The organism is Streptomyces sp. NPDC006925 (assembly GCF_042869575.1).
Lineage (GTDB): Bacteria > Actinomycetota > Actinomycetes > Streptomycetales > Streptomycetaceae > Streptomyces.
In genome coordinates this window covers 43870-69390 of record NZ_JBIAGB010000016.1, presented here as the reverse complement: position 1 = coordinate 69390, position 25521 = coordinate 43870, and the positions used below count along the sequence as shown (strand labels likewise).

20 protein-coding genes are annotated in these 25521 nt (G+C 74.5%); 8 read left to right on the top strand and 12 right to left on the bottom strand.

What is annotated here, in order from left to right; translation table 11 throughout:
- Position 1: 1 nt before the first annotated feature.
- Positions 2–1690: an AMP-binding protein gene (locus ACFYNS_RS21360; RefSeq protein ID WP_360299408.1), complete on the bottom strand. Its 1689-nt coding sequence runs from the start codon at positions 1688–1690 to the stop codon at positions 2–4.
- A 124-nt stretch (positions 1691–1814) separates the two neighbouring features.
- Between ACFYNS_RS21360 and ACFYNS_RS21355 the strand changes: the two genes are divergently transcribed.
- Positions 1815–2840, top strand: a complete 1026-nt coding sequence (locus tag ACFYNS_RS21355) for an endonuclease/exonuclease/phosphatase family protein (RefSeq protein ID WP_388604543.1) — start codon at positions 1815–1817, stop codon at positions 2838–2840.
- Between the two features lie 26 nt (positions 2841–2866).
- On the opposite strand, the gene ACFYNS_RS21350 is transcribed toward ACFYNS_RS21355, so the two are convergent.
- The 5 genes from ACFYNS_RS21350 to ACFYNS_RS21330 all read right to left on the bottom strand — a co-directional run bounded on the left by ACFYNS_RS21350 (position 2867) and on the right by ACFYNS_RS21330 (position 9619).
- Positions 2867–4027 (bottom strand): XdhC family protein, encoded by a 1161-nt coding sequence (locus tag ACFYNS_RS21350; RefSeq protein WP_388604541.1) that lies wholly within the window; start codon positions 4025–4027, stop codon positions 2867–2869.
- Between the two features lie 97 nt (positions 4028–4124).
- Entirely contained in the window at positions 4125–5606 is a 1482-nt protein-coding gene (locus ACFYNS_RS21345) for an NCS2 family permease (protein ID WP_388604539.1), read from the bottom strand.
- A gap of 203 nt (positions 5607–5809) precedes the next feature.
- Positions 5810–8203 (bottom strand): xanthine dehydrogenase subunit D, encoded by a 2394-nt coding sequence (gene pucD / locus ACFYNS_RS21340; protein WP_388604537.1) that lies wholly within the window; start codon positions 8201–8203, stop codon positions 5810–5812.
- 1 nt (position 8204) lies between these two features.
- Positions 8205–8723, bottom strand: a complete 519-nt coding sequence (locus ACFYNS_RS21335) for a (2Fe-2S)-binding protein (RefSeq protein WP_360299394.1) — start codon at positions 8721–8723, stop codon at positions 8205–8207.
- Positions 8714–9619 carry an FAD binding domain-containing protein gene (locus tag ACFYNS_RS21330; RefSeq protein ID WP_388604535.1) on the bottom strand — a complete coding sequence of 302 codons (906 nt, stop codon included), beginning with the start codon at positions 9617–9619 and terminating at the stop codon, positions 8714–8716. The genes ACFYNS_RS21335 and ACFYNS_RS21330 overlap by 10 nt, the downstream gene beginning before the upstream one ends.
- Positions 9620–10004: 385 nt before the next feature.
- On the opposite strand from ACFYNS_RS21330, the gene ACFYNS_RS21325 reads away from it, so the two are divergent.
- The gene (locus ACFYNS_RS21325; RefSeq protein ID WP_360299388.1) at positions 10005–11741 is read left to right on the top strand and encodes a PucR family transcriptional regulator ligand-binding domain-containing protein; all 1737 of its coding nucleotides are present in this window, start codon (positions 10005–10007) and stop codon (positions 11739–11741) included.
- A 21-nt stretch (positions 11742–11762) separates the two neighbouring features.
- On the opposite strand, the gene ACFYNS_RS21320 is transcribed toward ACFYNS_RS21325, so the two are convergent.
- The 3 genes from ACFYNS_RS21320 to ACFYNS_RS21310 all read right to left on the bottom strand — a co-directional run bounded on the left by ACFYNS_RS21320 (position 11763) and on the right by ACFYNS_RS21310 (position 15284).
- Positions 11763–12476: a response regulator transcription factor gene (locus tag ACFYNS_RS21320; RefSeq protein WP_360299413.1), complete on the bottom strand. Its 714-nt coding sequence runs from the start codon at positions 12474–12476 to the stop codon at positions 11763–11765.
- Positions 12477–12561: 85 nt separating this feature from the next.
- Positions 12562–14037 (bottom strand): sensor domain-containing protein, encoded by a 1476-nt coding sequence (locus tag ACFYNS_RS21315; protein WP_360299386.1) that lies wholly within the window; start codon positions 14035–14037, stop codon positions 12562–12564.
- A complete protein-coding gene (locus ACFYNS_RS21310; protein ID WP_388604533.1) occupies positions 14031–15284 on the bottom strand; it encodes a glycosyltransferase family 4 protein in 1254 nt (417 codons plus the stop codon). Before ACFYNS_RS21310 ends, ACFYNS_RS21315 begins: the two co-directional genes overlap by 7 nt.
- A 601-nt stretch (positions 15285–15885) precedes the next feature.
- Between ACFYNS_RS21310 and ACFYNS_RS21305 the strand changes: the two genes are divergently transcribed.
- Complete coding sequence (locus ACFYNS_RS21305) at positions 15886–16758, top strand: hypothetical protein (protein WP_388604531.1); 873 nt, start codon at positions 15886–15888, stop codon at positions 16756–16758.
- A gap of 28 nt (positions 16759–16786) precedes the next feature.
- Here the strand turns inward: ACFYNS_RS21305 and ACFYNS_RS21300 are convergent, their stop codons facing one another.
- The gene (locus ACFYNS_RS21300) at positions 16787–17605 is read right to left on the bottom strand and encodes a GntR family transcriptional regulator (RefSeq protein WP_388604529.1); all 819 of its coding nucleotides are present in this window, start codon (positions 17603–17605) and stop codon (positions 16787–16789) included.
- A gap of 141 nt (positions 17606–17746) precedes the next feature.
- Here ACFYNS_RS21300 and ACFYNS_RS21295 point away from each other — a divergent pair, with 141 nt between their 5' ends.
- Together ACFYNS_RS21295 and ACFYNS_RS21290 are read left to right on the top strand one after the other, a co-directional pair.
- Entirely contained in the window at positions 17747–18598 is an 852-nt protein-coding gene (locus ACFYNS_RS21295; RefSeq protein ID WP_388604527.1) for a (2Fe-2S)-binding protein, read from the top strand.
- Positions 18599–18807: 209 nt separating this feature from the next.
- The gene (locus ACFYNS_RS21290; protein WP_388604525.1) at positions 18808–19929 is read left to right on the top strand and encodes a DUF2637 domain-containing protein; all 1122 of its coding nucleotides are present in this window, start codon (positions 18808–18810) and stop codon (positions 19927–19929) included.
- Positions 19930–20023: 94 nt separating this feature from the next.
- Here the strand turns inward: ACFYNS_RS21290 and ACFYNS_RS21285 are convergent, their stop codons facing one another.
- Positions 20024–21268 carry an MFS transporter gene (locus ACFYNS_RS21285; protein WP_388604523.1) on the bottom strand — a complete coding sequence of 415 codons (1245 nt, stop codon included), beginning with the start codon at positions 21266–21268 and terminating at the stop codon, positions 20024–20026.
- 106 nt (positions 21269–21374) lie between these two features.
- On the opposite strand from ACFYNS_RS21285, the gene ACFYNS_RS21280 reads away from it, so the two are divergent.
- Positions 21375–21851: a MerR family transcriptional regulator gene (locus ACFYNS_RS21280; RefSeq protein WP_388604521.1), complete on the top strand. Its 477-nt coding sequence runs from the start codon at positions 21375–21377 to the stop codon at positions 21849–21851.
- Here ACFYNS_RS21280 and ACFYNS_RS21275 read toward each other — a convergent pair.
- Positions 21832–22974, bottom strand: a complete 1143-nt coding sequence (locus ACFYNS_RS21275; protein ID WP_388604519.1) for a protein phosphatase 2C domain-containing protein — start codon at positions 22972–22974, stop codon at positions 21832–21834. The two genes, ACFYNS_RS21280 and ACFYNS_RS21275, sit on opposite strands and share 20 nt — an antisense overlap.
- Positions 22975–23182: 208 nt before the next feature.
- Here ACFYNS_RS21275 and ACFYNS_RS21270 point away from each other — a divergent pair, with 208 nt between their 5' ends.
- A complete protein-coding gene (locus tag ACFYNS_RS21270; protein ID WP_360290152.1) occupies positions 23183–23743 on the top strand; it encodes a nitroreductase family protein in 561 nt (186 codons plus the stop codon).
- A gap of 1091 nt (positions 23744–24834) precedes the next feature.
- Entirely contained in the window at positions 24835–25176 is a 342-nt protein-coding gene (locus ACFYNS_RS21265) for a MerR family transcriptional regulator (protein ID WP_360290154.1), read from the top strand.
- Positions 25177–25521: the final 345 nt, after the last annotated feature.

The window sequence follows — 25521 nt, the reverse complement described above, 5'->3', positions numbered from 1 at the left end:
GCTACCGGTCGCGGTGCTCGGTTCCGGGCGTACCCGCCTCGCCCGCCGCGTGGGCGCGCAGCTCGACGCGGCGGATCTTCCCGGAGATCGTCTTGGGCAGCTCGGCGAACTCGATCACCCGCACCCGCTTGTAGGGGGCGAGCCGCTCACGGCAGTGCGCGAACAGCACGGCCGCGGTCTCCGCGTCCGCGGCGGCGCCGTCCGCGACCACCACATACGCCTTGGGCACGGCGAGCCGCACCGGGTCCGGCGACGGCACGACGGCGGCCTCCGCCACGGCGGGATGCTCCAGCAGGACGCTCTCCACCTCGAACGGGGAGATCTTGTAGTCGCTGGCCTTGAAGACGTCGTCCGCGCGCCCCACGTAAGTGAGGTAGCCCTCCTCGTCCCGCGCCCCGATGTCGCCGGTCCGGTAGGTGCCGTCGGCCATCACCTCCGCGGTGCGCTCCGCGTCGCCCCGGTAGCCGACCATCAGGCCGACCGGGCGGGTGGACAGGTCGAGGCAGATCTCGCCCTCCTCGACGCCGGTCTCGCCCGTGACCGGGTCGCGCAGGGTGACGTCGAAGCCGGGCGTGGGCCGGCCCATGGAGCCCGGCTTGAGGGGCTGGCCCGGGGTGTTGGCGACCTGGACGGCGGTCTCGGTCTGGCCGAAACCGTCCCGGATGGTGACACCCCACACCCGGCGGACGTGCTCGATGACCTCGGGGTTGAGCGGCTCACCGGCGGCGACGACCTCCCGGGGGACGGCGGAGAGGCTGCTGAGGTCGGCCTGGATGAGCATGCGCCAGACGGTGGGCGGTGCGCAGAAGCTGGTGACGCCGCCGCGCTCCATCTCGGTGAGCAGCCGCCCGGCGTCGAACCGGCTGTAGTTGTGGATGAAGATCGTCGCCTCGGCGTTCCAGGGCGCGAAGAAGTTGGACCAGGCGTGCTTGGCCCAGCCGGGCGAGGAGATGTTGAGGTGGACGTCGCCCGGCTGCAGGCCGATCCAGTACATCGTCGCCAGGTGCCCGACCGGGTAGGAGACGTGGGTGTGCTCGACCAGCTTGGGCAGCGCGGTCGTCCCGGAGGTGAAGTACAGCAGCAGGGTGTCGTCGGCACGGGTGGCGCCTTGCGGGTCGAAGTCGGCCGCGGCCTCGTAGGCGTCCTCGTAGGCCAGCCAGCCGGCGGCCGGGGTGCCGCCGCTGCCGACGGCGATCCGCGTGTAGTCGCCCGGCACCTCGTCGGTGAACTTCCCGGTGTCCTCGGCGCGTACCACCACATGGCGCGCCGCGCCGCGGGTGATCCGGTCGGCCAGGTCGCGCGGGCCCAACTGGGGTGTCGCGGGGATGACGACGGCGCGCAGCTTCATCAGCGCGAGCAGCGTCTCCCACAGCTCGACCTGGTTGCCCAGCATGAGCACGACCCGGTCGCCGGGCGCCACGCCCCGGCCGCGCAGCCAGCCCGCGACCTGGTCGGAGCGGGTCCGCATCTGGTCGAAGGTGACGCGGCGCTCCAGCCCGTCCTCCTCGACGATGTGCAGCGCGAGCCGGTCGTTGCCCCGGGCGATGTGGTCGAACCAGTCCAGCGCCCAGTTGAAGTGCTCGGGCCGGGGCCAGTCGAAGGCGGCCCGCGCGGCCTCGTAGTCCGTCCGGTGCCGCAGCAGCGTGTCGCGGGCGGCGCGGAACTGATCGGTAGGCGTGGACGGGACCATGTTTCCTCCTGCTCAGGGGGTGCTGCGGGCGCTGGGAGCCATCGTGTACGCCCACCCGTGTGCCGCACCACCCCCGGCCGGGGGCTTACGCCCATGTGACGGGAGGTGCGGCATCATCGGAGAGATGTACACGGGGGCCGACACACGCCGGGACCGGGACGCGGCGGACGGCGGTACGCGCGGCGGCGGACGGCGTCGCGCACGGCGCCATCCGTTCCTCACCGCGCTGGCGGTGCTGACCCTGCTGGTGCTCAGCGTGGCGCTGGCCTTCCGCGCCGGGGACGAGGACGGACCCACCCCGGTGCCGCAACTGCTGGCGTTCCTGCCCTGGTTCCTGGCGCCGGCCTGGCTGGCGGCGCTGGTCGCGACGCTCTCCCGCCGCTGGCTGGTGCTGCTGTGGGCGCTGACGGTGCTGGCGGGCACCGGCTGGTTCCTGCGCCCCTACGGGCAGCCCGCACCGGCGGACACGGCGGCCCGGCCGGCGAAGGCCCAGTTCCGGGTGCTGACGGCCAACCTGGACCACGGTGCCGCCACCCGCGACCTGGTGGCGGCGGTGCGCCGGGAGCGGCCGCAGGTCGTCTCGGTGCAGGAGTGCGACGCACGGTGCGCGGCGGCGCTGCGTGCCCCCGCGCTGCGCGAGGAGTATCCGCACCGCATCATCACCGACGACGGCGGCGCCCGCGGCTCGGCACTGCTGAGCGTCTATCCGCTGGAGGGCCGCGGCGAGGTACGCGGGCGGCTGGCGATGCCCGGGGCGATCGCGGACATCCACGGCGAGCGGGTCGCCCTTCAGGTGGCGCACCCGATGCCGCCCGAGCCGGGCCGGACGGCGGCCTGGCGGGTGGAGCTGGACCGGCTGCGGGCCGCGGCGGCGGCGCGGGGCAGGCTGCCGACGCTGATCGCGGGCGACTTCAACTCCTCCCAGGACCACGCGGCCTTCCGGGCGATCCTGCGCACCGGCATGCACGACGCGGCTCGCATGCTGGGCAACTCGCGTACCCCCACCTGGCCCACCCGCACCACTCCGGTGCTCGGCGCGCAGCTCGACCATGTGCTGCTGAGCGGGGCGATGCTGCCGGTGGACGGCGAGTTCGTGGATCTGCGCGGCACCGACCACCGCGCCCTGCTGGTGAACGTCAAGCTGTTCTGAGCCCGGCCGCGTCCCGCGCGGGACGCTCAGCCCGCGGCGCGCCCGGCGCCTCCGCTGATCGAGGTGGCGGCCCCGCCGTCGTGGTGGATGGGGGTGTGGGCGCCGTCGAGGGGGACGCCGGTGCCGCCGTGCCGGGCGGCGACGATCTCCGCGGCGATGGACAGCGCCGTCTCCTCGGGGGTGCGGGCGCCCAGGTCCAGGCCGATGGGTGAGCGCAGCGCGGCCAGCTCCAGCGGCGTCATCCCCACTTCGCGCAGCCGCTCCAGCCGGTCCAGATGGGTGCGGCGGGATCCCATGGCGCCGACGTAGGCCACCGGCAGCCGCAGTGCCCGCTCCAGCAGCGGCACGTCGAACTTGGCGTCGTGGGTCAGGACGCAGACGACGGTGCGCGGATCGAGGTCCTGGGAGTCGAGGTAGCGGTGCGGCCAGTCGACGACGACCTCGTCGGCCTCGGGGAAGCGGCCGGGTGTGGCGAACACGGGCCGCGCGTCGCACACGGTCACGTGGTAGCCGAGGAACTTGCCGATCCGGGCCAGTGCGGCGGCGAAGTCGATGGCGCCGAAGACGAGCATCCGGGGCGGCGGGACGCTGGACTCCACCAGCAGGGTCACCGGCCGGCCGCACCTGCTGCCGTCCGCGCCGATGGTGACGGTGGCCGTGCGGCCGGCGGTCAGCAGCGCCCGGCCCTCGGCCGCCGCGGTGGCGTCCAGTTCGGGCGCCCCGCCCAGGGCGCCGTGCGGCCGCCCCTCGGCATCCAGCCGCAGGGCGCCGCCGAGCAGCTCGCCGGGCCCGTCCACGATCCGGACGAGCGCCGCGGTGCGTCCTTCGGCGGCCTCGGCCGCGCTCTCGGCGCACACCGTGCGGGCCGCCGTTCCGGCGCGGACCGGGGTGATCAGGATGTCGACGGTTCCGCCGCAGGTGAGACCGACGGCGAAGGCGTCCTCGTCGCTGTAGCCGAAGGTCTGGCGGACGCTCGCGCCGGACTCCAGCACTTCCTCGCACAGCGCGTAGACCGCGCCCTCGACGCAGCCTCCGCTCACGCTGCCGACGGCCTCGCCGTCCGTGTCCACGGCCAGCGCCGCGCCCGGCTGCCGCGGTGCGCTGCCGCCCACGCCGACGACGGTGGCGACGGCGAAGTCCCGCCCCTCCTGGCACCAGCGGTGCAGCTCAGCGGCGATGTCCAGCATGTGTCTCTCCTCGGCGGTGATATACGGCCAGGTGGGAGCGGGAACGGCCAGGGGACCGCACCCGCTCCCACCTGAACGGCTCCTGAGGGCCGGCCGGCTACTTGACCCCCAGCCACTGTTCGATCGGGTTCAGTGCGAAGTAGGCCAGGAAGACGAGCCCCAGTACCCACATCAACCATCCGGGCTCACGAAACTTTCCCTGGACGGCCTTGATCAGAACGTAGGCGATGACTCCGGCGCCGATGCCGGCCGTGATGGAGTAAGTGAACGGCATCAGCACGGTGGTCAGGAAGACCGGGATCGACGTGGCCGGGTCGGTCCAGTCGATGTGCATGGCGTTGGTCATCATCATCGAGCCGATGACGACCAGTGCCGCGGCCGCCACCTGCGGGGGGATCACCTGCGCGAGGGGGGTGAAGAACAGGCAGAGGGCGAAGCCCAGGCCGGTGACGACGCTGGCCAGGCCGGTCCGCGCGCCGTCGCCGACGCCGGCGGTCGACTCCACGAACACGGTCTGTCCCGAGGCCCCGGCCACGCCGCCGACCACGCCGCCGGCGCCGTCGATGGTCAGTGCCTTGTTCAGGCCGGGCATCCGGCCCTGCTCGTCGGCGAGTCCGGCCTGCTGGCCGATGCCGATGATGGTGCCGATCGCGTCGAAGAACCCGGCCAGGACGAGGGTGAAGACGATGACGCCGACGGTGATGCCGCCGACGTCCCCGAGCCCGCTGAAGGAGACGTTGCCCAGCAGCCCGAAGTCGGGCGAGCTGACCAGCGACCCGGTGATCTCCGGGGCGTTCCGGCCGCCCCAGTCCTTCTTGTCCAGGCCGGCGAACTGGTGGACGAGCGCGGCCAGCACGGTGCCGCCGACGATGCCGATGAGGATCGCGCCGGGCACCTTGCGCACCTGGAGCGCGAAGATGAGCAGCACGGTGACCGCGAAGCAGAGCACCGGCCAGCCGGTGAGCATGTCCGCGGTGCCGAGCTGGATCGGCTTGGCACCGGGCAGTCCGCCGGGGCCGGGCATCGAGGTGACGAAGCCGGCCTGGACCAGGCCGATGAGGCAGACGAACAGGCCGATGCCCATGGTGATGGCGTGCTTGAGCGCCAGCGGGATCGCGTTCATGATCAGTTCGCGGAGCCCGGTGACCACCAGCAGGATGATCACCGCGCCGTAGATGACGCACATCGCCCAGGCGTTGCCCCAGGTCATCTCGGGCACGACCTGGAACGACAGCACCGCCGAGACGCTGAGTCCGGCCGCCAGGGCCAGCGGTACGTTGCCGATGAGGCCCATCACGATGGTGGTCGCCGCGGCGGCGAACGCCGTGGCCGTGGTGACCTGCCCGCCGTCCAGCGTCTGCTGATTGGCGTCGGGCACCGAGAGGATGACCGGGTTGAGCAGGACGATGTACGCCATCGCCATGAAGGTGGTGATACCGCCGCGTATCTCCCGGCCGTAGGTCGACCCTCTCGCGGAGATGTGGAAGTACCTGTCGAGCCAGGAGCGGCCCGCGGGGGTGCGCGAGCCGGGGCCCGCGTCCTCCGCCGACGTCGTCGGCTCCACTGTGGACTGGGTCATTGTGCTGACTCCCAAGGTTCAAAGGGGCACCTCGGCGACTGCCGAGGATTTGGGAAGCACGACCCGGGGGACGGCCCGTGTCCTGCCATGTCCTCGGTCCCTCCCCGAACCGGCGGAGGGGCTGTTGCAGCCTCTCCGCCGCTCGGGCCCGGGTTCCGGGGGCGGTTGCCCCCGAAGCCCGGTGACGGCGGGACCGGGGAAGATCACACGTCGACGATGTGCTCCGGTCGGACGGGCACGCGCGGCAGCGCGCGCCCGGTCGCGGCCCGGACGGCCGCCAGCACGGCGGGCGTCGACGAGAGGGTCGGAGCCTCACCGGCGCCCCGCAGCCCGTAGGGCGCGTGCGCGTCGGCGAGTTCCAGCACGTCGACCGGGATGGTCGGCGTGTCGAGAAGGGTGGGGATCAGATAGTCCGTGAACGACGGGTTGCGGACCTTGGCCCCGGGGTCGACCACGATCTCCTCCATCACGGCGAGTCCGAGCCCTTGCACGGTGCCGCCCTGGATCTGGCCCACCACGGCCTGCGGGTTCATCGCCTTGCCCACGTCCTGTGCACAGGCCAGTTCGACGACCTTGACCAGCCCGAGTTCGGTGTCGACCTCCACCACGGCGCGGTGCGCGGCGAAGGAGTACTGCACATGGCCGAAGCCCTGGCCGGTCCTCAGGTCGAAGGCTTCGGTCGGCCGGTGCCGCCACTCGTCCTCGGCCTCGATCGGCTCCTCGCCGAGCACGTCGGCCAGCGATGCCAGCACCTCGCCGCCGTCGGTGACGACCTTGCCGCCCTCCAGCAGCAGCTCGGCCGTCGCCCAGGCGGGGTGGTGGGTGCCCAGCCGCTCCCGCCCGCGCTCCAGCACCTTCTCGCGCACCAGTGCGCACACGTGCTGGACGGCGCCGCCGGTCACATACGTCTGCCGGGAGGCGGAGGTGGACCCGGCCGAGCCGACCCGGGTGTCGGCCGGCTGGATCGTCACCTGGGTGACGCCCAGCTCGGTCCGGGCGATCTGGGCGTGCACGGTGATGCCGCCCTGTCCCACCTCCGCCATGGCGGTGTGCACCGAGCCGACCGGCTCGCCGCCGACGACCTCCAGCCGCACCCGCGCGGTGGAGTAGTCGTCGAAGCCCTCGGAGAAGCCGACGTTCTTGATGCCGACGGCGTAGCCGACGCCCCGCACGACTCCCTCGCCGTGCGTGGTGTTGGACAGCCCGCCGGGCAGCGCACGGACGTCCGGCGCACCGTCGACGGTCTCCCACTGCGCCTCCGGCGGCATCGGCCTGGCCTTGACCCGGCGCAGCAGCTCGGCGACCGGCGCCGGGGAGTCGACGGCCTGCCCGGTGGGCAGCACGGCGCCCTGCGCCATGGCGTTCCGCTGCCGCAGCTCGACCGGGTCCATGCCCAGTGCGGCGGCGAGCTTGTCCATCTGCGCCTCGTAGGCGAAGCACGCCTGCACCGCGCCGAAGCCGCGCATCGCTCCGCAGGGCGGGTTGTTGGTGTAGAGGGCCAGCGCCTCGATCTCGACGTCGTCGACCACGTACGGCCCGACGCTGAGCGAGGCCGCGTTGCCGACCACCGCCGGGGAGGCCGAGGCGTAGGCGCCGCCGTCCAGCACGATGCGGCACCTCATATGGGTGAGCTTGCCGTCCCGGGTGGCGCCGTGCTCGTACCGGAGCCTGGCCGGGTGGCGGTGCACATGCCCGAAGAACGACTCGAACCGGTTGTAGACGATCTTGACCGGCTTGCCGGTCGCAAGCGCCAGCAGGCAGGCGTGGATCTGCATGGACAGGTCCTCGCGGCCGCCGAAGGCGCCGCCGACGCCGGAGAGCGTCATCCGCACCTTCTCCTCAGGCAGCCCGAGGACGGGGGCGATCTGCCGCAGGTCCGAGTGCAGCCACTGGGTGGCGACGTAGAGGTCCACCCCGCCGTCCTCGGCGGGCACGGCCAGCCCGGACTCGGGCCCCAGGAACGCCTGGTCCTGCATGCCGACCTCGTACTCGCCGGTGACGACCACGTCGGCCCGTCCGGCCGCCGCCGCGGCGTCGCCGCGCACGATCGGCTGGCGGTGCACGATGTTGGGGTGCGGCACATGGCCCGCGTGGTGGTCCTCGCGGTCCGGGTGGAGCAGGGGCGCGTCCGGGGCCGTCGCGGACTCCTCGTCGTGCACGACGGGCAGCTCGCGGTACCCGACCTTGATCTTCGCGGCGGCGCGGCGCGCCGTCTCCGGGTGGTCGGCGGCCACCAGCGCCACGGGCTCGCCGTGGTGCCGGACCCGGCCGTGCGCCAGGACGGGCGTGTCCGGGATCTCCAGTCCGTAGTTCTTCACCGCGGCCGGGAGGTCGTCGTGGGTGAGCACCGCGTGCACCCCGGCCTGCCGCAGCGCCTCGCCGACGTCGAGGGAGACGATCTCCGCGTGCGCGTGCGGGCTGCGCAGGGTGCAGCCCCAGAGCATGTCCTCGTGCCACATGTCCGAGGAGTAGGCGAACTCCCCGGTCACCTTGAGGGTGCCGTCGGGCCGCAGCGGCGAGTCGCCGACTCCGGCCCGGGTGCCGACGCCCTGGTCGAGAGTGGCCGGGGCCCCGGTGGGGCCGCTCGCGGGCGCCATCTCAGACCACCTCCCGCGCGCCGCCGTCGTCGGCGCGGGCGGACGCGAGCCGGACGGCGTCCATGATCTTCTCGTAGCCGGTGCAGCGGCACAGGTTGCCGGAGAGCGCCTCGCGGATGTCCGCGTCGGAGGGCTGCGGGTTGCGCTCGATCAACTCGTCCGCCGCGACGAGCAGGCCGGGGGTGCAGAAGCCGCACTGGACCGCTCCCGCGTCCAGGAACGCCTGCTGCACGGGGGCCAGGTCGCCGGTACCGGCGGTGCCGTCCCGCTCCCGTGCGTACGCGGCCAGTCCCTCGACGGTGACCACCTCGCGGCCCTCGACCTGGCCTGCGGCCACCAGGCAGGCGCAGACCGGCTCGCCGTCCAGGCGGACCGTGCAGGAGCCGCACTCGCCCTGTTCGCAGGCGTTCTTGGAGCCGGGCAGGCCCATCCGCTCGCGCAGCACATACAGCAGGGACTCGCCCTCCCACACGTCGTCGGCCTCGTGCCGGCGCCCGTTGACGGTGAATGTCACGCGCACTGTGCGCCTCCTTCGGTGGTGCTGCCGTTCCCGGTGGCGCGGTAGCTCTCCCAGGCCCAGCCCAGGGTGCGGCGGGCCATGACACCCACGGCGCGGCGCCGGTAGGCGGCACTGCCGCGTACGTCGTCGATCGGGTTGCAGGCGCCGGAGCACAGCTCGGCGAACTCGCGGGCGACGGCCGGCGGGATCGTCCCACCGCTGGTCCAGAGGCCGCCCTCCTCCAGCGCCGCGGTGAGGAAGTCCTCCGCGACCCGGGCCCGCAGCGGGGTCGGCGCCGCCGAGCCGATACCGGCGCGGACGGTACGGGTCGCGGGGTGCAGCGCGATACCGAAGGCGCACACGGCGATGACCATGGCGTTGCGGGTGCCGACCTTGGAGAACTGCTGCGGCCCGTCCGCCTTCCGGATGCGGACGGACCTGATCAGCTCGTCCTCGGCGAGCGCGTTGCGCTTGACCCCGGTGTAGAAGTCCTCGACGGGGATCGACCGGGTGCCCCGCACCGACTCCGCCTCGACCTCGGCGCCAGCGGCGAGCAGCGCGGGGTGTGCGTCCCCCGCCGGGGAGGCGGCGCCGAGGTTTCCGCCGACGCTGCCCCGGTTGCGGATCTGCGGGGAGCCGACGGTGCGCGAGGCCAAAGCGAGGCCCGGCAGCTCGCGGGAGAGCCCGTCGATGATCCTCGAGTAGGACACGGCGGCGCCGAGCCGGACGGTCTCGCCGCCGGTCTCCCACTCGTGCAGCTCCCGGACCCGGCTCAGATCCAGGAGGTGGGTGGGACGGCGGTGATCGAAGTTGATCTCGACCATGACATCCGTGCCCCCCGCGAGGGGCACGGCCGAGGGGTGCTCCGCCTTCGCGGCGAGCGCCTCCTCCCAGCTTGCCGGGCGCAGGAACTCCATGGTGTCTCTTCTCGGTGTGCTGGCGGGGGGGGTGCTGGCGGGTGCCTGCGCAGGTGGGACGCGGCAGAGTGCTTCCCAGCGGATGCGGCCCGGGAGGGGTGCGTTCCGGGTGCCCAGGGACGCTGTGGATGCTGTCGGGGGGGGCGAGCGGTCTCGAGGGGTGTCGAGGGGGTGCGGTCAGTACACCGAGAGGTACCCGCTGCGGTGCAGTCACCGAAAACATGAAGCGTTTGGCTGGTCGGCCACCTCGTCTTGTAGATTCAGACGAAAGCAGGGAAGCGGTAACCTCACGGCTTTCTCCCGGTCACACCCCGGTGCCACGACAACGTGCTGCGCACGACCCACCCACCCGGCAGACGAAACACGAACGGCAGGCGACGAGACGATGCGGCTCCGCGCCCTCCTGGAGAACGACTCACTGGGCCTCCGGCTGCTCGGCGGCGACGACGAGCTGGACCGGACCGTACGCGGCGTGATGACCACCGACCTGCGCGACCCCAGCCGCTACCTGTCCGGCGGCGAACTGGTGCTCTCCGGGCTGGCGTGGCGGCACGCGCCGGAGGACTCCGAGCCGTTCGTCCAGATCCTGGCCACCGCGGGCGTCGCGGGGCTGGCCGCGGGCGAGGCGGAACTGGGCCCTGTCCCGCAGGACCTGGTCGACGCCTGCGCGCGGCACCGGCTGCCGCTGTTCGCGGTGACCGAGTCGGTCGCCTTCGCCACCATCACCGAGCACGTGGTCCGGCAGGTCTCCACCGAGCGCGCCGGGGATCTGGCCGCCGTCGTGGACCGGCACCGGCGGCTGATGTCCTCCGGCCCCGCGGGCGGCGGACCCGATGTGGTGCTCGACCTGCTCGGCTCGGACCTGGACCTGGCCGCCTGGGTGCTCTCCCCCACCGGTCGGCAGATCGCCGGCCCCAGCGAGGGACCGGAACTGCCGCACGCCACCGCCGCCAGGCTGGCGGGCGCCCATCTGGCCGCCGTCCGCGCCGGGCGGCGCGCCCCGCACCGGACGACCGAGGACGGTGCGCCCTACTCGCTCTTCCCCGTCGGCCGGGGCACCGGCGACCCGCGCCGCACCGTGCTCTCGGACTGGCTGCTGGCGGTCGCCGACGACACCGGTGACTGGCCCGCCGAGCGCCTGGACCTGCTGCACGGCGTCACCCAGCTGATCGCGGTCGAACGCGACCGGCGCGACGCAGCCCGCACCGTGCGCCGCAGACTGGCGCAGGAGGTCCTGGAGCTGGTGCAGGCCGGCGCGCCGCCCTCCGAGATCGCCGCGCGGCTGCGGGTCGCCGCGCCCGTCCTGCTGCCCGGACAGGGTGCGGCCCCCGCCTGGCAGGTGATCGTGGCCCGCGTGGAGTGGGACGAGCCCGACCCGGCCCGCGCCCTGGACGGCGGGGCGGTCGCCCAGTCCCTGCTGGAGGAGCTTCTGGTGGACCCGCGCACCGGGGGCCCGGACGGCTCGGACCGGATCGCCGTCGCGCACGTCGACGGCGAGGCGGTCGCGCTGGTGCCGCTGACCGGCGAGGGCCCGCAGGACGACGCCGTCGAGGAGGGCGCCGGGGCGCAGGGGGCGGCGTCCGCCGGCGGCGAGGCGCCCGCGGACGGCGGGAAGCGCGCCGGCGAGGGGCTGCACGCGGAGGCGCTGCTGGCCGAGGCCGGGGAACCGCTGGGGCGCGCCCTCGCCGACGACGGGCGGCTGACGTTGGGGGTGAGCGCCGCGGTGCACTCCGCCGAAGGACTGCGGGGCGCCCTGGAGGAGGCCCGGCACGCCCGCCGGGTGGCGGCGGCGCGCCCCGGTGCGGTGCGCGCGGCCGGGCACGAGGAGCTGGCCTCGCATGTACTGCTGCTGCCGTTCGTCCCGGACGACGTACGCCGCGCCTTCACCGCCCGGCTGCTGGACCCGCTGCGCGAGTACGACCGCAAGCACCGCGCCGAACTGGTGCCCACCCTGGAGGCGTTCCTGTCCTCGGACGGTTCCTGGACGCGCTGCGCGGGCCGACTCCATCTGCACGTCAACACCCTCCGGTACCGGGTCAGCCGCATCGAGCAGCTCACCGGCCGCGATCTGTCCCGCCTGGAGGACAAGCTGGACTTCTTCCTCGCGCTGCGGATGAGCTGAGCCGGCCGGCCGGAAGCCGTCTCACCGTTCGGAGGGGATTCTCCCGCCGGAGTGCGGGGCCGCGGGTGGCGCCGCGCCGGTTGCGGTACCGGGGCCCGCGTCGGCCCGGCGCAGGTAGGCCAGGACGGCCAGCACCCGGCGGTGGTCGTCGGGTGCGGGCGGGAGGTCGAGCTTGGCGAGGATGGAGCGGACGTGTTTGACGACCGCCGCCTCGCTGACGACCAGCGCGCGGGCGATGCCGCCGTTGGAGCGCCCCTCTGCCATGGCGGCCAGCACCTCCCGTTCCCGGGCGGTCAGCCGCCGCAGCGCGGCCGGTTCGCGGTCCGGGGCCAGCAGCCGCCGGACCACTTCGGGGTCGATGACGGTGCCGCCGGCCGCCACCCGCCGCAGCGCCTCGACGAACTCCGCCACTTCGCCCACCCGGTCCTTGAGCAGGTAGCCGACACCGTCGCCGGTGGCGAGCAGGTCCGCGGCGTAGGAGTTCTCGACGTACTGGGAGAGCACCAGTACCGGCAGCCCGGGGTCTTCGGTGCGCAGCCGGAGCGCGGCGCGCAGCCCTTCGTCCCGCAGGCCCGGCGGCATGCGCACATCGGTGACGACGCAGTCCGGCGCGTGCGCGGCCACGGCCTCCAGCAGCGCGGGCGCGTCGCCGACGCCCGCGCACACCTCGTGGCCGAAGCGGGCGAGAAGCTGGGTCAGCCCCTCGCGCAGCAGTACGGAGTCCTCGGCGAGCACCAGCCGCACAGCCGTTCCCCCTCCTCGTGCTGTTCTCCGGTGGCCCGGCGGCCCCGCGATCCCGACGGTTTCCGCCGCCCGCACATCATCGCCGATGCGTGCTCTCGTCGGTCCAGGGCAGTTCCATCCGCAGCAGCGTCGGACCGCCGGGCGGACTGGAGAGACGCAGCCGTCCGCCGTGCGCCGCGAGCCGGTCCGCGAGGCCCCTCAGGCCGGTGCCGCGCGCCGGGTCGGCGCCGCCCCGGCCGTCGTCACGGACCTCCAGCGTCAGCGTCCGCCCGCCTCCTACGGTCACCTCGGCGTGTGCGGCGCCGCTGTGCTTGGCCACGTTGGCCAGCGCCTCCGCGGCGGCGAAGTAGGCGGCCACCTCCAGCGCCTCGGCGGGGCGCCGGGCACCGAGCCGGTCCGTCACCCGCACCGGCAGGGGCGCCCGCTCGGCCAGCGCGCCGAGCGCCGCGCCCAGCCCCCGGTCGGTGAGCACCGGCGGATGGAGGCCGCGGACGAGGTCCCGCAGATCGCCGAGGACGGCGCGGGCCTCCTCCTGCGCCTCGGCGACGAGCGCGGGGTCGGCGTCCAGCCGGGCGAGGCCCAGCTTCATGATCAGTCCGGTGAGCCGCTGCTGCGCGCCGTCGTGCAGATCGCGTTCGATGCGGCGCCGCTCCCCCTCGAAGGCGTCCGCCAGCCGGGCCCGGGACGCGGTCACCTCCGTCAGCCGCGCGTCCAGCTCCCGCTCCCGGCGCGGCCCCACCAGCACGGCCCGGGCGAGCGACGCCCGCATCCCGGCCAGGCAGGCGAGGGCGTAGCAGCCGAGCACCACGAAGACCGGCGTCAGCAGGAGCCACGGCAGCACCTGGACCGGTTCCGTCAGCACGATGCCCGGCCCGTACATCACCCGGTCCCCGTCCGCGACGGTGAGCAGCGCGAAGGGCTGGCTGACGACCAGGCCGAGCGCCAGCAGGACCGCCAGCAGGTCCAGCGGCGCCAGCACCGCGTTGAGCAGGGCGAAGCCGAACTCCGCCCAGGTGACCGGGGAGGCGGCGCGCCGCCGCAGCCCGCGCAGCGCGCGCCGGATCGCACTGCCGCGCGTGCGCCGGCCCGCCCCCGCGGGCAGGCGCGGGCGGGGCGGCCGGGTGTCCCGCGGGCCGGACAGGCGCAGTCGGCGCCGTTCCAGTGCGGCGAGGCCGGCGGCCGAGGCGGGGACGCCCAGCAGCGCGACCGCGCCGATCCCGACCGGCAGCAGCAGCATCCCGGACACCGTGAGCGCGACCGCGAGACAGAGCCAGCCGAGCCCCAGCACACCGCCGACCAGGAGTTGGCGCACCGCGCGCAGCGGCCACGTCGAGCACAGGAAGGTCCGGGGCCCGCCCGCCAGCGCCTGCCACACTCCGACGTCGGCGGCGTCCTGCCGACCGGCGGCTGAGCCGGTCCCGGGGTGTGCGGGTACCCCCGCTCCGGCCCGGTCCCCCGTGTCCCGGTCCCGGTCCCGGTCCCGGTCCTCCGCGTCCCGGTCCCGGTCCTCCGCGAACGGCGGCCGCACCGTCGGCTTCTCGCTGGTCACCACGGATCGACCGTACGCGACAGCAGCGCGCGCAACTGCCGGACCGCGGACTCCCAACTCCATTCCGCCGCGGCCCAGGAACGGCCCGCCGCGCCCATCGCGGCGGCCGCCCGCGGGTCGGTGAGCAGGCCGGTGAGGCGCTCGGCGACGGCTCGGACGTCGCGGCCGTCGACGAGATACCCGGTCTCACCGTCCCGGACCGCTTCCGGCACCCCGCCGGAGTTCCCGGCCAGCACGGGCAGTCCGGCAGCTGCGGCCTCCAGACAGACGATGCCCAGCCCTTCGGCCTCCAGGCCGAGCCGGCGGGTGCGGCAGGGCATGGCGAAGACGTCGGCTGCCGCGTAGTAGGGCGGCAGGTCGCCGTGCGCCCGGGACCCGGTGAAGACGACGGCGTCGTCGGGCAGTTCCGGCAGCCGCCGCGCCAGCCTGCGCAGCGCCCGTTCGCGGGGGCCGGAGCCGACGATCACGAGAGTCGCCCCGGGCACCGCGGCACGTACCCGCGGCATGGCGCGGATCAGGGTGTCCTGCCCCTTGCGCCGGACCAGCCGCGAGACGCTGAGCACCACCGCCTTGTCCTCCAGGCCCAGGCGGCGGCGCACGGCCCGCTCTTCGCCGTCCGGCCGGAAGCGCGTGCTGTCGACTCCGGGCACCAGCCGGGCCGTGCGGGGGCGCGGGCCGAACGCCCGGGCCGTCCGGGCCCGGGAGTGCGCGGTGAGGTGGGTGACCGTGTCGACGCTGTCGCCGATCCGGCGCAGCAGTCCGCGGGTGCCGGGGAGCGCGGCCCACCACATCTCGTGCCCGTGGGTCGTGGCGACCGAGGGCAGTCCGAGGCGTCCCGCGAGCAGTCCCAGTGGGGCGGCGGCACCGAACCACACGCGGTCGCATCCGTAGCGGAAGGCCAGCGCCCGGGCCGTCGCGGCCACCCGCGGGGTGGGCAGCAGCGTCCGGAACCGGTCGCGGACGACGGGGAAGGGCTGCGCGGCGTCGAACGCGTCGGAGCCGGGCTGGGCCGCCGTGTAGACGACGACCTCGGCGGGCGGGAACCGGCGGGCGATCTCGTGGACGAATGTCTCGATGCCGCCTCGGCGGGGCGGATAGTCGTTCGTCACGATCAGCGTGCGGCCGCGGTCCCCGGCCGGGGACAGGTCCCGGCTCCGGTGCGCGCGGACCTCGGGAGCAGGGGCACCGGGTTCCGGCGGGCCGGGTGGCCGGTCGGGGTGGGACGCGGGCGGGTTCGGGTCGTCGGGCATCGGCAGCCTCCGGAGTGCGCCCGCAGGACGGGCAGGGGGACAGACAAGCAGAGGGGCAGGCGGGTGCCCGGCGCGGAGCCCCGCCTGTGAACGCGCGCACGAGAGGCGCGCGGGGGCCGCGCCGAGCGGGGGAACACGGCGAAGCGCGGGCGCACGGCCGCTCTTCGGCCGGTCCGCGCGGCCCCCGGGGTACGGCGGCGGGCGGGCGTGGCCGATGTCCGCGGGCGCTCCGCGTCCGGTACGGCGGCGCGCGGCAGTGACCGCGCAGACGGCGCGCGGACCGGGCCGGGCCGGTGCGGCCACCCGCCGGCACAGGGGCCTCAGGGAGCCGCGACCTGCGGCGATGGGGTTCACTCCGCCAGCCAACCGCTGATCGGCCCGGAGTTCACTGCAGCAGGTTGCCGACCCGGGGTAGAGCAGGCACTACCCCGCCGCTCCCCCGAACCGCCGGGAGCCGGGCGCTTGTCGATCTGCCGCCGCCGGTAAAACTTTGTGAACTGATTCACACCACCCCCTTGGCCGGGCGGCTCAACCCGTGCTGTGATGCGCTCACATCCGGCTCGACGGCGCGCTTGGGGAGGGCACTGTGGCGGACACCGCCATGTCACGTTCGGAAAGGCTGGATCCGAGAGGCCCGACAGGTCACGGCGGCCCCGCGGGCCCCGACATCGGCCCGGACAGCCCGCTGGGACAGGCGGTGTGGCGGCTGCGCTCGCGGGGGTGCTGGGAGGACGCGGCGGCGCTGCTGGAGCCGTATGTGCAGGAGCATCCGCAGGCGGCGGTCGGACGGGCCGGACTGCTCGTCGAACGGTGCATGTACACCGGGGACGGCTGGCCCGCGGCGGAGGACGCGCTGCGGGGCGCCGAAGCGGTGGCGCGGGTGGACGACGACCGCGGGGCCGCGGCCTGCGAGCGCGGCCAACTCGCCTACGCGGCCACCGTGCTGGGCGTCCGCGACCGGACCGACGAGGCGCGGGCGGCGCTCGGCCGGGCCGCCGCGCTCCTGGAGCCGGGCGCGCCCGGCCGGGCGCTGCTGGACTTCCGGCGCGGGCTGCTGGCGGAGAACCTGAGCGACACCCCGGAGTCCGCGCGCGCCGCCTACCGCAGGGCGCACGCGGGCGCGACCGCCCGCGGGGACCTGCTGCTGTGCTCCTCGACCTGGCGGCATCTGGCCGGACTCGCGGCCCGCGAGGGCGAACTGGCCGAGGCCCGCCACGGCTTCGCCGAGTCGCTCCGGCTGCGGGAGGAACTGGGGTTCCTCGTCGGCATGGCGCCCGCTCTGGCCTCGCTCGCCGAGGTGCAGCCGGAGCCGGAGGCGACGCGGCTGCGCGAGGAGGCAGGGCGGCTGTTCCGGCTGCTGGGCGGCGTACCCTCCTGGCTCGCCGACCGGCTGCCGGAGTCCGAACGGGGCGGGGAGCGGGGCGAGCAGCCGGACGGCGAGGCCGCCACGGCGGTGCCCCCGAACCGGGCGTGACCCGCACCCGGGCGGGCCGCGCCGCGCCTCAGAAGTGGCCGCGGACCAGTCGTTCGACGGCCGGATAGTCCTGGTCGGCCAGCGCGTCCAGCAGCGCGAGGTGGTCGGCCGCCTCGGCGAGCAGGTCGGTGGTACGCGGAGCGGGCGCCGCCCGCAGGGCCGACAGCTGCGCCCGGCGCTGCACGTCCTCGGCGACGGCGACCAGCTGCCGGTTCCCGGTCGCCTCCAGCAGGGCGCGGTGGAAGGCGAGGTCGGTCTCGGCGTAGGCGGTACGGTCCCCGCACGCCGCCGCGTGCAGGGTGTCGTCCGCGAGCGGCCGCAACTCGGCCCAGTAGCCGGGGGGCTGGGTCCGGGCGAGCGCCAGGACCGCGGGGACCTCCAGCAGGGCCCGGATCTCGGTGAGTTCGGCCAGATCGCGGGGGCTGTGCGCGGCGACGCGGAAGCCCCGGTTGGGCACCGTCTCCACGGCGCCCTCGCTCGCCAGGAGCTGCATGGCCTCCCGTACGGGGGTCGGCGAGACGCCGAAGCGCTCCCCCAACGCGGGTGCGGAGTAGACCTCGCCCGGTGCCAGCTCGCCGGAGAGCAGCGCACCGCGCAGGGCTTCGAGGATCTGGTCGCGTACGGAATGACGCTGCGGCACCACCTTCGGAGCCGCCGGTTCGCAGTGGGTGTGCTCACCGCGGGCACTGCCCTCCGTCCGCCGGGCGCGGGCGGCCGACGGCTCGGTGGCACGCCGGACCGGTGCGGGACCGGCCGGGGCGGGGCGCCGGGGCACGGCGGACGGCGGGCCGGCCGCCGGCGGGACGGCAGCGGGCCCCGCAGGTGACTCCGCTCGGCTCTGCTCCATAGGGCCCCCAGCACTCTGCGTACATGTCTTCGCCATCCAGGCTGCCGTGCACCCTAGGCCGCGGCGACACGAGATCAAACCTCGGACGTGATCAGTTAAGGTAAGGCTTACCTGCTGATGCTCGTCGATTCGGTGGTCCCCATGACCGTGCCCACCCTCGCCTCCGTGGCCTCTGACGTCTCCCCTTTCCGTACGGCCTACGCCCGGCTGACCGAGGTGCTCCCGTCGCTGGGTGTGACCGAGACCACGGCTCGCGAACCGCTCCCCGAGGGCCCCGGCTGGGTGCGCGCCGCAGCCCTCGCGGACGGCGGCGAGGCGCTCGACACGTTCCTCGCCTGGGACGAGGAGCAGATCCTGCGGGACCACGGGCGACCCGGACGCCCTGACGTCGTCGCCAGCTTCGGGCTGCACCGCTACGCCTGGCCCGTCTGCCTGCTGGTCACCGTCCCGTGGTTCCTCCGGCGGCGGGTACCCCGGCTGCCGGTGGAGGCCGTGGCGGTCCAGCGGTCCCAGGGGCGGCTCGCGGTCCGGATCGAGGAGTTCGCCTGCCTGCCGGACGACCCCGCGGCGGCCGCACCGGGCGCACGCGTGGTGCCCGGCGAGGAGGCGCTGCGAGCCGAGGTGCGGGACGCGGTGGCCGCTCATCTCGCGCCGGTGCTGGAGGGGTTCAGGCCCCGGATGCGGCGCGGCGCGCGGGCGCTGTGGGGGATGGTGACGGACGAGATCACCGAGGGGCTCTGGTACCTGGGCCACCTGCTGGGCGAGGAACCGCGCGCGCGGGCGGAGGCCGAACTGCTGCTCCCCGGCGCGGTCGCACCCTTCGCCCAGGGTGCGGGCTTCCGTGAGCTGCCCGGATCCGGAGGGGCGGCGCTGACCACTCGCGACCGGGCGAGCTGCTGCCTCTACTACACCCTCCGCCCCCAGGACACCTGCGTCACCTGTCCCCGGACGTGCGACGCGGAGCGAATCGAGCGGATGACCGCAGCCCGCTGAGGTGTTCGACCCCTGGCCCCTCTCCCGGCCCCCTGCGCCCCCATTTCGCGTGCTCTTCCCCTGAAACCCCCCGGCAGGGTGGCGCGCTCCCGTAAGGATGCTCGGGACGAAGCAAGCCAGAGCGCGAGCGCGACACCGCCTCGCACGCGACGGGGCCTACTCGGCGCCCCCGGCGTGCGTCCTCGGTACGCGCGGCAAGGGGCACCCCGATGAGACTGACCGACATACCGCTGAACTGGGTGCTGCCGAGCGCCGTGCTGCTCGTCGGCACTCTGGCCGCGGTGCTGGTGATGGCGCGCTCGCGCCGGCACGGCTCCGCCTCCGAGAGCGAGAGCGCGACCGCGCACGGACAGCCCGACTCCGCGGAGCGGGCCGAGGAGCGGCGCCGCCGCAAGGAGACCCTCTACGCGACGGCCGCCTACCTGCTGCTGTTCTGCTGCGCCGCGGTCGCCGCAGCGCTCTCCTTCCACGGGCTGGTCGGATTCGGCAGGCAGAACCTGGGCCTGGGCGGCGGCTGGGAGTACCTGGTCCCGTTCGGGCTGGACGGCGCCGCGATGTTCTCCGCCGTGATCGCCGTCCGGGAGGCGAGCCACGGAGACGCCTCGCTGGGATCGCGCCTGCTGGTGTGGATCTTCGCGGGGGCCGCTGCGTGGTTCAACTGGGTGCACGCGCCGCGCGGCACCGGACACGACGGCGCACCGCAGTTCTTCGCGGGGATGTCGCTCTCGGCCGCGATCCTGTTCGACCGGGCGCTCAAGCAGACCCGCCGGGCGGCGCTGCGCGACCAGGGCCTGGTGCCGCGTCCGCTGCCGCAGATCCGCATCGTCCGCTGGCTGCGAGCCCCCCGGGAGACGTTCGGGGCGTGGTCGCTGATGCTGCTGGAGGGAGTGCGGACGCTGGACGAGGCCGTCGACGAGGTGCGCGAGGACCGGCGGCGGCACGAGCAGGAGCGGCAGCGCCGCAAGGACCAGGAACGCCTGGACCGGGCCCGGGTCAAGGCCCTCAACCGGCAGCACCGCCGGTGGAGCCGGGGACGCCCGGCGGCGGCACCGCACGTGGAGGTCGAGCTCGGCACGCCCGCGCCGGCCGCACCGCCAGGCGGGAGTGAGCCGTCCGGCGAACTGCCCGCGGTGGCCGCCTCTCCCGTGCCGCCCCGCGGCAGGCCCGCGCTACAGGCCGTCGGGGACGACGGCGCCTCGGCGCGCGGCCGCCGGGACGGCGAACTCACGGGCGGCGAGTCCGGCCGGGAGGGCGGCGAGAAGAGCGCGGCCAGCCCGCGGCTGGACACCCTGGAGGAGAAACTGGCGGAGATCGAGCGGCAGTTCGGCTGACGGTGAGGCAGTCCGCCGGTGCGGTGCGGAAGCCCTGCAGGGCCTCTTCTCCGCACCGGCGGTGCCGGTCGTACCGGCCGGGAGGGCAGACGCCTCAGTCACCCGCCCCGGGGCGCGCGGCGGGGAAGGCGCGGCTGCGGGCCGCGTACACCAGGGCCAGCACCGGCAGCATCAGCACCAGGACGCTCCACGGGAACGACGCGGCGCCCAGGGCGTCCAGCAGCACCCCGCCCACGACGCCCCCGCCCGCCATGGCCGCGTTCCACAGCGTGACGAGCATCGCCTGCGCGGCGTCCGCGGACTCGCCGCCCGCCTCGCCGACGGCCGTCTGCAGCAGCGTCGGCGCCCCTCCCCAGCCGAGCCCCCAGAGGGCGACCGCTGCGTAGACGAGCGGCGTGCTGTCGGCCGCCACCGCCAGGACTGCCGCCGCGAGAGCGACCAGCAGGGCTCCGCCGAGCGTCAGCGCGCGCAGCCCGCGGCCGATGTGCGCGCCGACGAACCAGATGCTCAGCAGCGAGGCGGCGCCGAAGACCAGCAGGACGCGGTCGACCGAGCCGCCCAGGCCCGCGTGGTCGAGGAAGGCGGCGATGTAGGTGTAGAGCACCGTATGGGCGAGTACCCAGCCGAGTGTGGTGAGCAGGACGGGCCGTACTCCGGGGATGCGCAGCACGGCCGCCATGGGGGTGCGGTCGTCCGGCTGCTGCCCGGGGTGGTCGGGAACGGCGGCGGTGATCCAGCCGAGCAGGACGGCGGTCAGCGCCGTCATGGCCCAGAAGGCGGTGCGCCAGCCGAGCGCGTTGCCGAGGAAGGTGCCCGCGGGAACGCCCAGCGACAGTGCGACCGGGATACCGGCCATGGCGATCGCGAGGGCCCGGCCGCCGAGGTGCGCGGGGACCAGGCGGCGTGCGTATCCGGCGAGCAGCGCCCAGGCGAGCCCGGCCGCCACACCGGCGACGAAGCGCGCGGTCATGGTGAGGGTGTAGTCGGTGGAGACGGCGGTGACGGTGTTGGCCGCGGCGAAGCCGGCCATGGCGGTCAGCAGCAGCCGCTTGCGGCGCCATCCGGCGGTGAACGCGGTGAGCGGGACGGCCGTGAGCGCGGTGCCGACCGCGTAGATGGTGACGCTCTGGCCCATGGCGGACTCGCTGACGGCGAGGTCGCCGCTCATCGCGGGCAGCAGGCCGGCGGGCAGGGTCTCGGTGAGGCTGGTGACGAAGACGGCGGTGGCGAGCGCCAGCAGGGCGGCGAGCGGAAGCGCCCCGCGCTCGGAGCCGGCAGTTTCGGACGACCCCGGAGCGCCGTCCGGGGCGAGCGCGTCGTACGCGGTGTCGGTTCGCATGACCGGTATGCTCGAACCCTCACACGGATGTGAAGGTCAAGTCGGCGGCCGCGGAGCGTCTTCGGAAGGGCTCCGCAGCATGCCGGGGAGGGTGGGAGGCGGCCGGATGCGGATCGGAGAGCTCTCGGAGCGGACCGGGACGCCCCGGCGGCTGCTGCGCTACTACGAGGAGCAGGGGCTCATCGCCGCGGACCGGACCCCCAACGGCTACCGCGACTACGACGACCGGTTCGTCGACCGCGTACTGCAGATCCGGGGGCTGCTGGACGCCGGGCTGCCCACCCGGATCATCAAGCAGATCCTGCCGTGCCTCGACAAACCCCGGGTCATCCACTTCCGGGACGCCACCCCGGAGATGCTGGCCACGCTGGAGGACCAACTGGAGCGGATGACGGCCCGAGTGCAGTGCCTGGCCCGCAACCGGGACGCCATCGCGGCCTACCTCGAAGAGGTACGGGCCACCCGCGCACCGGAACACGCCAGGGAGACGCGAGGCGTGGACGCGCCGGCGGCGGCGTCCGCCGCACCCGTGCACACCGGCCCGGCACCCGGCGACGCCCGCGTCAGCTCTCCCACACCGTGACCGCGGTGCGGTCACCCGAGTGCCCCTCCACCGCACACAGGAGGCCGTCCAGGTAGGCCGCGGCACCGGGAGGCTTGCCGTACGCACCGGTCCAGCGGGTGGCGAGCCGTTCCGCGAAAGCGGGCTCGGCCCGCAGCGGTTCCGCCACCCCGGGGCCGCACAGCAGCAGCACCTCCCCGGGCTCCGCGGCGTGGGAGCGGAAGTGGAACGGCTCGGCGGCCGGCCCTGCGGCCCGCTCGGCCGGAGCGAAGCCGTCCCGGGCCGCCGCGCCCGCGGCCGGATCGCGGCCCGCCGGAGTGTCGGGAGGCGGCGGCGCGTGGGCGCCGACGGGTTCGATGTCCTCCCACCCGTCGCCGCTGCGCCGGAAGGCTCCGCCCACACCGGCGCCGAACCACACCCGGGTGCGGCAGCGCGGGTCGGCGGGCAGCAGCAGGCAGCGCAGGTCGACGGTGTGCCGCTCGGGCTCCAGCCCCAGGGCAGCGGCCTGGGCGCGCAGTCGGCCGAAAGTGCGGTCCGTCAGCCGGTGCAGGCCCGGTTGCAGCGCGCTGGTGCGGTCGTCCCGCAGGTCCCGGGCGATCCGTGCGCTGCTGCGGCCGACCGCCTCCCCCACCGCGTGGCACGCCTCGCGCGCGGCGCGGTGCCCGTCCGGCCCCGACCGCCCCCCGGCCGCGACGGCCACCAGCAGCAGTCCGTCCTCCTCCGCGCCGAACCGCGCGGCCAGCAGTGCGTCCGTGCGCGGCCGCCCCTCCTGCCGCCCGGCGGCGCCGCGCACGGAGACCGCGTGCAGCACCGCTGACCCGAACCGCGCCGACTCCAGCACGGTGTCCGGCACCCACTCCCCCGGCGCGTCCGGCGCGGCCGACGGCAGCAACCCGGTCGGCAGCGCGGACACCGGCGCGGTGGCGGGCTCCGGTCCGGGCGGGGCCCCGGCAGTCGCGGGGTCCGCACGGCCGGACACCGGCGCGGCGGCGGGCGGGCCGGTCAGTGTGCGGCTCACCGAGCGGTAGCGCTCGTCCAGGGTGTCCCGGGCGCGTGCGCGGCCGGTGTCCGGAGCATGCGGGTCGTACAACTGGGCCCACCAGTCGCGGTGTTCGCCTGCGTCCTGCGCCCCCTGTCCGCTCATCGGCTCATTGTCCCGCGCACGAACCGGCTGGGAAGGCCCTGCGCGGGACACGGCACTGTGGACTCAGATCGAACACAGGAGAACGAACAGCGCGGCGGTAGCTCTCAAGGCTTCGCAGCGGCGGTCTTCCCCGGCCGGCAGGCATGGCCGGTGCCTCCACTCGCACCAGCCGGAATACGCGCTCGGCAGTCCCCGGTTGCAGCGGAACATGCACCGTTCACAGGAGCCGTCCAGCGGCATTCACCCACTGCTCGCCGGCCGCTTCAGCCCCTACCGATTCGATCCGTCGGCGGTTGTCGACGACGACGCCCTCGGCCTGCTGCTGGAAGCCGCGCGGTGGGCACCGTCGGCGGGGAACTCCCAGCCGTGGGGCTTCTTCACCGGCAGGCCCGGTGAGCCGGAGCACGACCGGATACTCCCTCATCTTGCGCCGAGCTCGGCCCGCTGGGCGACGGACGCGGGCCTGCTCGTCGTCACGCTGACGCGGCGGCACGTCGATGACACACAGCTGCTCTACTCCGAGTTCGCGGACTACGACCTCGGTCAGGCCATCGCCCACATGACGGTGCAGGCCCAGGCGATGGGGCTGGCGGCGCACCAATTCCGGGCCTTCGACCTGGAAGGGCTCACCAAGGAGCTGGACCCGAACCCGGGGTGGGTGATCGTCTCCATGGCCGCGGTGGGCAGGGCGGCCGGCGGACCTCCGGAGGGCCGTGGCCGGCACAGCGTCGCGCAGTTGCGCTCCGCTCCCTGGTCACCGGCGGGGTAGCAGCCGGAGCCGGGCTCGTCGAGCGGCCCGGGCGAGATCCTTGAGCCGGATCATCGAGGCACGGAGAGGGAGTCCGGCGCGCGTTCGGGAGTCCTGTCGTGGCGATGCCGCGCCAGCCCCTGATCTCGCCGCTCGGAGGCTCGACGGTAGCCCTTTCCCGGCAAGCTCGGCGTCGTGGCGACAGGCCGCCCCCGGCCGCCCCCGGAAGCGCTTCTGCTTCCGGCCGGCGGCCTGATCCATACTCCTGCGGGGTGCCTGGAGGTTCGTGGTCACGCGCGCGAGTGTCGGCAGAGGACGCTTGTTCGACGTTGTTCGCCTGCGGAGCCCGGCCGTGTGGGCGATCCGCTCCTGTCGAAGGCGGGGGCCGCTCATGTGGCCCTCCGGGGTGGTGGCCGTCGCGGGCGCCCTAGCACAGTTCCGCACGGGCCGAGGACGCGTCCCGATGAGGCGTCGAAGCGGGTGCCGGAGCAGCCAGGCGGACAGGCGCAGCAGTCGAGAGCGCACAGTCGCGGGTCGTGCGGACAGCCGGCCAGTCCCTCGTAGCGGTGGGGTGGTGCAGATTTTCGCTGCACACAGAGGTGAGACTTTGCGGGTGTCCCGCCCGAAGAAAATCTGCACTTGCGAGAGTAGACATTGAAGAGCCTCGGGGGTAGCGTTCTTCTCGTACTCGCAGAGATCAGTTCGGCGGGGCAGATGACGGAACTGCCCCGCATGCAGGTCAAGGAAGTTGTGGAACGGCAGTCGAGTGGTGTGGCCGGATGCTGGGGGCTCCACCACTGACTGCCGGGCCAGGCGATCCTCGGGGTCGCAGGTAGTTCTGCAAGATCAAGCAGTGCATGACAGAGCAGCAGAGAAGGAGGAGAGAGCGCCATCAGGATCGCCCGGGCAGGGCAAACCGCCCGGGTACCGCAGGCCCCGGATTGGAAGGTGGTCCCCGGTCACGCAACTGCGATCCCCGCACCGCTGCCCTGTCAGGCCGCGGAGCGGAATACAGGAGCCGGCACAAGCAGCCGGTAGATGGTGTTGATCCCCTCGGGGCCTTGGTGCCGCATGGCACCAAGGCCCCTCGACGCGTCAGCCGAGAGGTGCCAGTGGCCGCAGACAACCCCACCCCGTCGAGCAACCTCGACGACGACGATTACCCCGCCTACACCATGGGGCGGGCAGCCGACATGCTCGGTACCACGCCCGCCTTCCTGCGAGCCATCGGCGAAGCAAAGCTGATCGTGCCGCTGCGCTCAGAAGGGGGGCACCGCCGCTACTCCCGCTACCAGCTGCGGCTGGCCACCCGGGCTCGCGAGCTGGTCGACCAGGGAACCTCCGTGGAGGCGGCCTGCCGCATCATCATCCTGGAGGACCAGCTCGAAGAGGCCCGGCGCATCAACGAACAGCTGCGCAACGGGAATCCCTCGGGCCCGAAGGCCGACGCCTGACGCCTGTCGCCTGTCGCCTGACACCTCTCGCCTGTCGCCTGCGCCTCTGTCGCACCCGCGCATCGCATTCCGGGTCACCGCGGCGCGGATCGAGGGGCCACCGAGGAGACCGGGACCCGGGTCTCAGCGCGACCCTCGGCGTGGTCGGCGACGCCACCGATGACAGGCTGACGAACGGGGCCCTCCTCCAGCTGCCCCCTGGGGTCGACCTGCCCTTCGGAAGGTCCGGTCGGCCTGGCCCCCAGCAGCACCCGAGGTCAGGCGACCCGACGCCCCGGAGAACCTGGGGGTCGGCCGGTGGCGAGCGCCCCGCCTCGGCCACACCGGCCAATTCCGTCCCCTGCC